This window comes from Legionella sp. W10-070, from assembly GCF_900640175.1.
Taxonomy (GTDB): domain Bacteria; phylum Pseudomonadota; class Gammaproteobacteria; order Legionellales; family Legionellaceae; genus Tatlockia.
Genome location: NZ_CAAAJC010000040.1, coordinates 1 through 10,092 on the forward strand (window position 1 = coordinate 1; position 10,092 = coordinate 10,092).

The following is a 10,092-nucleotide window of genomic DNA, read 5'->3' on the forward strand; positions in this document are numbered from 1 at the left end:
CAGCGTCGTGCCTACGGATTTAGAAATTTTGAAAACTATAGGTTAAGGGTTAAAGTTTTGTGTTCTTGATTAGTGCCCCCGGATTTGGGGAAGAGCCAAGCATTTCCGCAGGGTTTTTTCACGTTTCGATAAAACCATTTCAGCATTTTTAGGGTTTATTCACTTTGCCGGAGCGCTGATATGGATGTGTTAGAAATTTCGTTCACGGAGCCTAAAAACAACTTCTCGTAACTGTTTGATTTTAATGGCGTCCCGGAGAGGATTCGAACCTCCGACCTGCCCCTTAGGAGGGGGCTGCGCTATCCAGCTGTGCCACCGGGACTCGTAGGCAAGTCTAGCGTTATCTTGATGAAATAACAACAATCATTTTCTTTTTGTACAGGTCTGCTAATTGTTATCTTCACATAATCTGGAGACTAAATTTGGTTTTATTTGAAGATTAACTGCCAGCATGATTACATGCTGGTATAATTAGGTCCGCCTCCTCCTTCAGGTGCTTGCCAATCAATGTTCTGCTGGGGATCTTTAATATCACAGGTTTTACAATGAATGCAGTTTTGTGCATTAATCTGCAGTCTTGGACCGGTCTCTTCCTGTACTATTTCATAAACTGCAGCAGGACAGTAACGAGATTCAGGTGAGGCATATTTTTGATAATTTATTTCTATGGCAAGTTTCGGATTACGTAATTTTAAATGATTTGGCTGGTTTTCCTCATGATAGGTATTTGATAAATAGACAGAAGAAAGTCTGTCAAAAGTTAAAATGCCGTCAGGTTTCGGGTATTCAATTTTTTTTGCCTTTTCTGCGGGTATCAGCGTTAAATGGTCGGCATGATGTTTCATTGTCCATGGCAATTTTCCATGAGTAATATAGGTTTCAAATGCTGCATTTGCCAAGCCGAGCCATAAGCCGTAACGAAATCCAGGGCGAATGTTTCTTACCCGATATAATTCTTCAGCCAGCCAGGATTGCTTTATTTTTTCAGGATAGGCTTTAAGTTCTTCTTGATTATCATTTTTTTCAGTTTTTAATTCTTCAAAACAAGCTGTAGCGGCTAGCATTCCTGATTGCATTGAGGTATGAATTCCTTTAATTTTAGGCACGTTAAGGAATCCAGCAGCATCACCAATAAGAGCTCCCCCTGGAAAGGTAAGTTTCGGCAATGATTGCCAACCACCCTCATTTAAGGCTCGGGCACCATAACTGATACGTTCAGCGCCTGCCAACAGGGAGCGGATAAAAGGATGGGTTTTGAATCGTTGTAATTCGGCAAAGGGATTAAGCCAGGGGTTTTTATAGTCCAGCCCCACAACAAAACCAATCGCCACTCGGTTTTTTGATAAATGGTAGATAAATGAACCACCATAGGTTGAATTATCCAGAGGCCAGCCTACTGTATGAATGACCTTGCCAGCTTGGTGTTTTTCAGGCTGTACCTGCCATATTTCTTTAATCCCTAATCCATAAGTTTGTGGTTGGCAACTATCCCTGAGATGAAAACGATGCATTAATTTTTGGCTTAGTTGTCCACGGCATCCTTCGGCAAAAAGAGTTTGTCTGGCATTTAAATGCATCCCGGGTTGATAATTGGCCGTTTTATTGCCGTCTTTATCAATGCCGACATCGCCTGTTGCAACACCGATGACCTGGCCGTGGGTATTATAAAGAATTTCATTGGCTGCAAATCCCGGATAGATCTCACAGCCCAGGTTTTCTGCTTGAGTGGCAAGAAATTGACATAACTCGCCTAAGCTGATGATATAATTGTTTCGGTTTTGCATGGGTTTTGGGGTAGGGAGGCGATAGGAACGCTTACTGCTGAGGAAATAAAAAGCATCTTCTGTTACGACTGTATCTAAAGGAGCCTCCTGCCAGTTATCAGGTAATAACTCCTTTAAGCTTCTAGGCTCAAGAACGGCGCCTGAAAGAATGTGGGCTCCCACTTGGGCTCCTTTTTCAAGAATACAAATGCTTATCTCTTTATTTTCCTGTAGTGCTAGTTGTTTCAGTTTTATGGCCGCAGATAATCCAGCAGGTCCTGCCCCGACAATGACCACATCATATTCCATTGTTTCGTGTTGCACGCCAACTCCTCTAACTTAAATAAAAAATCATCGCCTTTCTTGCTGACAAGATCAAGGTTACCTGTTAATTTAAGTCAGGCCAAATCATGCTGATGGTATATGATGGATGTAAATAGAAATATGGGATTGTAACGAGCCAGTACTTATAAAGAGGATTAATGCAATATTTTTGCAACTATCGAATGCTCCAGTAGAAAAAATTTCACAAGTATCGTATAAGGGGCGTTATTGGTATAATAAATTCGGGTATTTTACCTTAAGGAATAAGAATATGGCATTTAGAGCGCGAATGAGTATATTGGCATGTGTTCTATCATTTAATGCCTTGGCCGGTACATACCTGCCAGCGATATCATTCGAGGAAAACCAGGGAAATCGATGGTCTATTATTGCAAGTTTGGGGTATGGCCAATATCAACAGGTGTATAGTGATGATGGCAAGACAGCATTAGGTCGACTGGCTGTTTCTGCGGAATTACTTTCTACCAGTCAAACCGCTATTGGTTTGGAAGTAGGCGTTCAGAATGGTAATCATATGCGTCTTGCACTTCCGTTTGGTACCCTGGGTACTTTAGGAGGTGTTGTACGAACCACTGTTAAACCCATGCTGGATTTTTTAGTTACCGCAAACACAGCGCCTATCAATGAAAGCTTGTTGTACACTCAATTTAAAGGTGGAATTGCCTACCGTCAATGGCAAATGGATACTGTTTTGATAAGTAATAAAACGGAGTTGGCTGGAGAAGTGCAGGCTGGATTTGGTTACCCATTAACTGAAATTACCAGTTTAAATTTATTGTACCAAGGTGTATTCGGTGGCACCCCCAGGTTTCGCCAGGGCTGGCTGACAGACAATGCACATATTTCAAATATTCCAGTTCAGCATGGCGTGTTATTGGGCTTTTCTGTGATTGCTTAATGTTCGCCTGGCTATTTTACAGACTTGAGTTTGTCAATGTCTTTTATTATTTCGCTACATTGTAATCCTTGACAAAGGTAGGCGTAACAGTCGCCCTTATCTGTTTTTCTGGCTAATAAATCAGGTAAGTCAGTTATATCATTTGGAATAGTAAAAGTATGGTTATTAATGGTTTTTATATTTTCCTGCCAGGTTTTAATCTTCTCTCGATTACCTCGAATGATAATGAATGGTGGGGGTCTTAAATAATAGTTCAGCCCTGATAATAAAGAGCAATGTTCTTCTGGATAATGAATTAAATGAGACGAGGCTACTTGCAGGGTCTTTTCTGCCGCTTCCAGGTAGCGTGTGTCCCCTAATAAATAACTTAAGGTCAGAAAGACCCGGACAATGACGCCATTTCCGGCAGGAATTGCCTCATCTATCATAAGTTTGGGGCGATATAATAATTTTTCATGGTCCTTGGCTGTAAAGAAGAATCCCCCCGACCTATTATCAGGAAATTCATTGAGTACTGTGTCAGCAAGTTTGACGGCAAACGCTAAAAGCTCACTATCCCAGGTTATTTCAAGAGAAGTAATGATTGCATCAAGGAGGAAAGCATAGTCGTCTAAGTAGGCTAAAAGATAGGCCTGACCATCTTTATAGCTGGCAAATAAATGTTGTCCATTCCAAAGTTTTTGCTTTATAAACAGGATTGCTTGTTGTCCTGAACTAAGAAAACGCTTCTCGTTTAAACTGTTTCCTGCCAGTAACATGCCTTTAATCATCAGCGCATTCCAGGAGGTTAAGATTTTTTCATCCCGATAAGGTTGTAATCTTTGATTACGTGCAGCAAGAAGTTTCTTTTTGGAAGAAAGAACCAGTTGCTGGGTTTTATCAAGTGAAATATTTAATTTTTGACTGATTAGTTGTAATGATTCAGCCACATATAAATGCCAATGATGCTCAAAATTTGGTGGTTCATCTAATCCAAAATAAGAGTGAATAACCGCATATTCTTCGGGAGTTAACAGTGAGCGAACTTCTGATTTCAGCCAGCGATAAAATTTCCCTTCTTCTCCTTCTGAGTCTGCATCCAGACTCGAATAATAACCTCCCTCAGAGGACTGCATTTGTTCTGTTACCCAATTTGCGGTTTCGGTGGTAATTTTCTTAAACAGAGGCTCGGGAGATTGTTGATAGGCAAGAGCATAAAGCGTTAATAACTGCCCATTGTCATACAGCATCTTTTCAAAATGAGGAATATTCCATTTTTCATCTACAGAATAGCGATAAAAGCCACCCATCAGTTGATCATATATGCCTCCTTTAGCCATATGTTTCAACGTTGATAATGCCAGGGAGGTGGCATTCTTTAGTAGGAATTCTAATTTACTGGCTTGTGGAAATTTAGGTGCGCCCTGAAAACCTCCATATTTTTTATCATGTTGGCGTTCTAATGCAATCAGGGCATTCTCTATCGATTGTCCAGTGATGGCTGTAGTTAATTGATTTTGCTGTTGTAAAATTCGTTTTATTTCAATTGATTGTTGTTTAATCTCCCTTGGATGGTGATGATAAAACTCGGCAATCAGCTTTAATATTTTCTTAAATCCAGGCAATTGGTATCGGTCTTCAGGCGGGAAGTAAGTACCACTAAAAAAAGGAGTGAGATCTGGGGTTAGAAAAATAGTCAGTGGCCAACCACCACTTTGCCGATTTAGCAGATGATGGGCTGTCTGATAAATTTTGTCTAAATCAGGACGCTCTTCTTTGTCGACTTTAATATTAATGAATAGCTTATTCATTAATATAGCCGTTTCTTCGTCTTCAAAGGATTCATGTGCCATGACATGGCACCAATGACAGGCAGCATAACCAATAGATAGCAAAATCGGCTTGTTGTCTTTCTTTGACTTCTCTAATGCCATTTTCCCCCAGGGATGCCATTGCACCGGATTGTGGGCATGTTGTTGTAGGTAGGGGCTTTTTTCATGAATCAGATGGTTTGTTATTTGTGGTTCAGCCATATTTTTACTCTTCTATTAATCAGATTTTTTTAAGTCTGTTAAATACTTCTCGGCAAAATCAGCACCGACGCATTCACCGATTTTGGTACCCCAGGTAGATGCACTTTCTGTGTTAATCATTGCAGGAAGACTAGAGTAGTATTTGGATTTACATTTTGAAAAGCTGGCAGGGATTAATAACATGCACTTTGTATTATCGATATTTTGTGCTTTAAATTTCTCTTTCAAAGAATCCTCTTCGAGAAAGCCCTGGCATATCATGCTTGGAGCAAGCGTTTCAAGCTGTGTCAGCCACTGATCTTTTGCCATGTTCTCCTTAGCGTGGCTGAGGCCAGTACTAGCGGGGGTACCTGACGCTGAATCAGGAATCAGGTATTTGATGGCAAAATCAGTGCCGATGCATTCCCCAAGAGTATGTCCCCATTTAGAGGCGCTCTGTCTGTCAATTTTGGCTGGCAGGTTGGCATAATGTTGATCTTTGCACTTATCAAAGCTTGCAGGAATGAGCGCTATGCATTTATTGTTATCAATTTTAAGCTCCTGGAGCCTCTTTTTTAGCGATTCTTCTTCAAAAAAACCTTTGCAAATTACCTCCGGTGCAACGGATTTCAATTTCTTTAGCCATTCGTCTTTAGAATATTCCGCTGAGATGTCTGATTGGGCTACTGTTTGCAGGGAAAGGAGGATCATTCCAATCCCTGATAATAAGCTTAAATTTGTGAACATTATTTAATCCTTTAAATGATGTGGTTACCACTGGAACTATAGTGTAAATAAATGTTGAAGAACATTAATTTTTTATTTCATCATCTTAATGCCGCTTGAATTCATCAAACAAGGCTGACTATTCTCTTCATTCAAGCAACGCTAAATTACCTCAATTTTCGCTTCGATAAAAGATAAGGGCACAGAACCCAGGGATGTTTTATAAAATGGACAGGTGATTGCAAGCTCAAATAATTGATGATACTCGGTATTTGAAGGGTTGTTGAATTATTAAATTAAGTAAAGCAGTGGAGTTTGGACAAGTCCAATGTCTTGTCCAGAAGCTTGTGAACTATTGTCAACAGGTTAATTAAAAAGGCCATAAAGTATTGCTGAAATGGCAATAAAGCCGACCAGGCTGATAAAAAAGTTACTGAGTGGCTGCTGATATTTTTTCATAACAGGTACTTTGGCGATCGCATACATTGGCATTAAAAACAGGATTATTGCGATAACAGGCCCACCTAGGGTTTCGATCATACCTAAAATACTGGGATTCAAAGTGGCTACCGCCCAGCAGGTGATAATCATAAATCCTTCGATAAGGTAACGCAGTTTTTGGCTATTTAGATGATGAGGGTACCTGGTTAATTTAACAATCAAGCCATGTAAGCCTTCACTTGCACCCAGATAATGGCCCAGGAACGATTTGGCGATTGCGATGAATGCAATCAAGGGGGCTATATATGCCATAATGGGGGTATGAAAATGATTGGCTAAATAAGATAAAATCGAAATGTTTTGCTGTTTTGCCAGTTCAAGGTCATGAGGTGAGAGGCTCAAAACACAGCTAAAGACGAAAAACATCACGGTAGTTACCATCATAATGTGACTGTATTTCAGAATCCATGAACTTTTTCTATCAGCATCTATCCCGTATCGCTGCTTTTGATCGACAGCAAAGGAAGAAATGATTGGTGAATGATTAAAAGAAAAAACCATCACAGGAATAATAAGCCATAAGGTCTTTAATAGGTTATGTGTTTCGTTATTATAAATATTGCCCGTTTGAAAAATGGCATTACTCCAATGGGGCACCAAATAAAGAGACAATATGATTAAAATGCTAACAAAGGGATATACCAGTACACTCATGGATTTGACAATCATTTCCTGGCCAAAACGCACGACTGCCATTAAGGCAAAAATGAGTATAGCCGCAAGAATTGTTCGTGGCGGAGCTTGCAACCCCATTTGATGGACAATAAAGCTTTCTGTGGTATTTGTAATAGCTACGCTATACATCAGTAAAATTGGGTAAATTGCGAAAAAATACAAAAAGGTTAATATTTTGCCTGCAAACTTACCAAAATGTTCATCAACCACCGCTGTGATATCATCTTTTGCAGAGGAGCCGGAAAGTACAAAACGACACAGGGCTTGATGTGAGAAATAGGTCATCGGAAAGGCCAGGATAGTCATAATAATTAATGGCCAAATTCCACTGAGTCCTGCATTAATTGGAAGAAAAAGAGTGCCTGCTCCAATTGCTGTACCATAAAGGCTTAGCATCCATATTGTATCTTGTTTCTGCCATTTTGAAATCTGGGCAGGCGCATTTGATATAGTCGTTGTTATCTCATTCAGAGACATAAACATCCTCGTTATACTATAATAAGAACTGCTCTTTCATCTTAGTAGAGCACTCCAACATGTTCTTTTTTTAAACAACAATTGCTCATATTAACCTATTTTTAATTGGCAGATCAAGTAGAGTTTGGCGGGAAATTGTTGTTACACTCAGAATGATAGTGGCTTACACAAAAATTTAATATTAAATGATGTAAAATACTATGATTTTAATCTGGTTCTGGATCTGGCCATTTACAGAGAAGAAAAATGATAATGTATTGGATTCTGTAGATATATGTCATACAATCCCAGCTATTTATTTCAATCACTAAACTGCTGAATATCAGCTCTTGTGCTGACCTATCGTCGGCCTCCAGAGCAAAGCCAACTAGGCTAAATGTAGATTCCAATGTAGTATACTGGTTTTTTGTATGGAGAAATAAACCCGGCATGAGGGCTCTCACATTAAAGAAGACTCTTTTTTTAATTTATCTGCATTTAGCGAAGCAAACTGAAGAAGCAAGTCATCAGATTACTTTATTTGCAATTGTGATGATGGTCAATTTTCCGCTTTTTGGCGTATTGTGGAAATTTGAAATATTCCAGCTAAATGAAGAATTTATTTTACGCATGATGGCAACGACACTTTGTGTGATATTAGCTTCACACCAATTTTGGTCAACCTCTTTGCTTAGAATCCTTCCTTTGTTTTGGTACGCAACTCTCTTGTTTTGCTTGCCGTTTTTCTTTACCTATTTAACATTGCTTAATCACGGTGCGACGCTTTGGCTGATGAACTGTGTTTCTGCTATTTTTTTTCTTCTATTGGTAACCAGTGTTTTAGACGCACTGATTCTTTTATTTTTAGGAGTCGGTTTAGCGTTTATCAGTTATTTTTATATAGCAGGAAACTCTGTGCATTATATGCCAGGGAATATTTCCCTTTATAGCCTGATGATTACCTTTACTGCGGCTATTATAATTGGAGCTTTGTTTGCAAGGGACAGAGAGTTAGCGCAAGCGGGTAAAATTTCTGGTATGCGTCTGCTTGCAGGGAGTATTGCCCATGATTTACGGACTCCGCTTGCCAGCATTCATTTACAAGCAGAGCTGCAGGAGATGCTTGTAGAAAAGCTTAATAACCCTGAAGTGAGAAAACATTTAAAAGAGAGCCTTAGTAAAATAACCCGAGGTATTGAAATAGGTAATCAGCTAATCAACATGCAGCTGAATAATATTCAACGAGACAAGTTTGATACCACAAATTTTTCTATTTTCTCTATTAAGACTTTATTGGAAAAAACCCTGGAGGAATACCCCTTAAAAGAGAAACAGAAAGACTCAATTCGTGCCAGTCTAGCAACCGATTTTTCTATATGGATAGGTGAGGTTGCCTTTAAAAATTTAATATGGAATCTGCTAAAAAACAGCCTGGAATATATCGAAGAAGCAGGAAAAGGTGAGATCTCTATTTGGGTGGCTCCAGGTGAAGAGAAAGAGGATTTTAATTATCTACATTTCAAGGATACTGCAAAAGGGATTAAGCATCCAGAAAAGATATTCGATAATTTCTATTCTGACAGAAAGGGGGGGGCTGGTATTGGCTTGTCTTATTGCAAATCATTAATGATTGCAGCAGGGGGGGATATTTTGTGTGAGGGAAAACTAAATCAGTATGCACATTTCATTTTAAAGTTCCCCAAAATTGATTAAGGCAAGCCATTTTGCAGATGACACTTAATCGGATGAAAAGGTGATATCTGATAATTGGCGCCACATATTAATTTGATGATTGTAAATGAAAGCGAATGATTTTTTCACCTTTTCCTCGGACTCATGCCAGATTGGAACAAGTTTCTCTACAGTCGATTCAAAATGCTCGACATGTACATGAACTCTAAAAAAAGCGGTTGCTGATGGTGAAAGGCTAAGCGATTCAGCAAATTCCAGTAAGTAGGGGTAGTCAATATTATCCAGTCGCTCGTAGGCAGCAAAAGCAGAAAGCCTTTCATCCGCATCATGTTCAGTCAGCCAGCGAAGATGCTCTTTATTAAACTGCCTTGCGAATGGTAAGTAGTTGGTTTCATTGACTATTTCATCCTTAATATCTACGCCACACTCATTAGCGAAACGTTCATATAACATTTCATGGGAAAAGCGAGACTCGGTACCTAACTCCTCATGAATATTTTCCATGACTATTTTTTTTGTATAGGGATCAGGTGAAAAATTAGCCAGATACCACATAAAATTGATAAAGTGGCCGCGAAGGTGATAAAAAATAGCGGCAAATTTTTTTTTCCTCTCCTCATCCCAAAAAATAGTTTTCTTATCAAATAAAGCTATTTGAGCCAATTGATGACGGTAACCGGCATCAGTCATGGAAAGAAATTCCTCAAATGCAAATGGCATCTCAATTGAACTAACACTAGACATTTTTTTCATTCTTAAGATCAAATCCCTATTTTATCATAACCAATTTTTTTTTGTTGATTTTTAACTCAAAAATAATCTTGCCAGGCGTTTAAGATTAATCAGATTAAGCAATTGTTGTCTAATTTATTATTTCTTTTATTTATGATATAGAACAATAATTAGGGTTTGTTGACAATTGGAGCCAGAGCCTACGTTCCGCGCTTTATGCTTCCAATTGGCCCTAAGTTTTTATTGACAAAACATTTTTGAACATTTCTGCAGCAATTCCTAGAGCTTGAAATCCCAACCACATTGATTTGAT

The 10,092-nt window shown here is 39.0% G+C and carries 7 protein-coding genes, 1 tRNA gene and 1 pseudogene; 3 read left to right on the forward strand and 6 right to left on the reverse strand.

The window, feature by feature from the left end; translation table 11 throughout:
- Positions 1-85: 85 nt before the first annotated feature.
- Positions 86-193: pseudogene (locus E1O65_RS11945) on the forward strand (IS5/IS1182 family transposase); the annotation flags it as partial.
- Between the two features lie 52 nt (positions 194-245).
- Here E1O65_RS11945 and E1O65_RS11950 read toward each other — a convergent pair.
- Both E1O65_RS11950 and E1O65_RS11955 read right to left on the reverse strand, forming a co-directional pair.
- Positions 246-322 (reverse strand) — tRNA-Arg (locus E1O65_RS11950).
- A 133-nt stretch (positions 323-455) separates the two neighbouring features.
- Positions 456-2,087 carry an electron transfer flavoprotein-ubiquinone oxidoreductase gene (locus E1O65_RS11955; RefSeq protein ID WP_133133826.1) on the reverse strand — a complete coding sequence of 544 codons (1,632 nt, stop codon included), beginning with the start codon at positions 2,085-2,087 and terminating at the stop codon, positions 456-458.
- 271 nt (positions 2,088-2,358) lie between these two features.
- Between E1O65_RS11955 and E1O65_RS11960 the strand changes: the two genes are divergently transcribed.
- Positions 2,359-3,006 (forward strand): hypothetical protein, encoded by a 648-nt coding sequence (locus E1O65_RS11960; RefSeq protein WP_242601603.1) that lies wholly within the window; start codon positions 2,359-2,361, stop codon positions 3,004-3,006.
- An 11-nt stretch (positions 3,007-3,017) separates the two neighbouring features.
- Here E1O65_RS11960 and E1O65_RS11965 read toward each other — a convergent pair whose 3' ends face one another.
- The 3 genes from E1O65_RS11965 to E1O65_RS11975 all read right to left on the reverse strand — a co-directional run bounded on the left by E1O65_RS11965 (position 3,018) and on the right by E1O65_RS11975 (position 7,376).
- Complete coding sequence (locus E1O65_RS11965) at positions 3,018-5,018, reverse strand: thioredoxin domain-containing protein (RefSeq protein WP_133133827.1); 2,001 nt, start codon at positions 5,016-5,018, stop codon at positions 3,018-3,020.
- 15 nt (positions 5,019-5,033) lie between these two features.
- Complete coding sequence (locus E1O65_RS11970) at positions 5,034-5,744, reverse strand: hypothetical protein (RefSeq protein ID WP_133133828.1); 711 nt, start codon at positions 5,742-5,744, stop codon at positions 5,034-5,036.
- Between the two features lie 345 nt (positions 5,745-6,089).
- Positions 6,090-7,376: an HAAAP family serine/threonine permease gene (locus E1O65_RS11975; protein WP_133133829.1), complete on the reverse strand. Its 1,287-nt coding sequence runs from the start codon at positions 7,374-7,376 to the stop codon at positions 6,090-6,092.
- A gap of 429 nt (positions 7,377-7,805) precedes the next feature.
- On the opposite strand from E1O65_RS11975, the gene E1O65_RS11980 reads away from it, so the two are divergent.
- On the forward strand, positions 7,806-9,068 hold the full coding sequence (locus E1O65_RS11980) for a HAMP domain-containing sensor histidine kinase (protein WP_133133830.1): 1,263 nt from the start codon (positions 7,806-7,808) through the stop codon (positions 9,066-9,068).
- Between the two features lie 24 nt (positions 9,069-9,092).
- Here E1O65_RS11980 and E1O65_RS11985 read toward each other — a convergent pair whose 3' ends face one another.
- Entirely contained in the window at positions 9,093-9,791 is a 699-nt protein-coding gene (locus E1O65_RS11985) for an iron-containing redox enzyme family protein (protein ID WP_133133831.1), read from the reverse strand.
- Positions 9,792-10,092: the final 301 nt, after the last annotated feature.

Bases quoted from the DNA above. Each gene is read 5' to 3' on its own strand.
- E1O65_RS11960 (WP_242601603.1), top strand. From the start codon at position 2,359: ATGGCATTTAGAGCGCGAATGAGTATATTGGCATGTGTTCTATCATTT.
- E1O65_RS11965 (WP_133133827.1), bottom strand. From the start codon at position 5,018: ATGGCTGAACCACAAATAACAAACCATCTGATTCATGAAAAAAGCCCC.
- E1O65_RS11970 (WP_133133828.1), bottom strand. From the start codon at position 5,744: ATGTTCACAAATTTAAGCTTATTATCAGGGATTGGAATGATCCTCCTT.
- E1O65_RS11975 (WP_133133829.1), bottom strand. From the start codon at position 7,376: ATGTCTCTGAATGAGATAACAACGACTATATCAAATGCGCCTGCCCAG.
- E1O65_RS11980 (WP_133133830.1), top strand. From the start codon at position 7,806: ATGAGGGCTCTCACATTAAAGAAGACTCTTTTTTTAATTTATCTGCAT.
- E1O65_RS11985 (WP_133133831.1), bottom strand. From the start codon at position 9,791: ATGTCTAGTGTTAGTTCAATTGAGATGCCATTTGCATTTGAGGAATTT.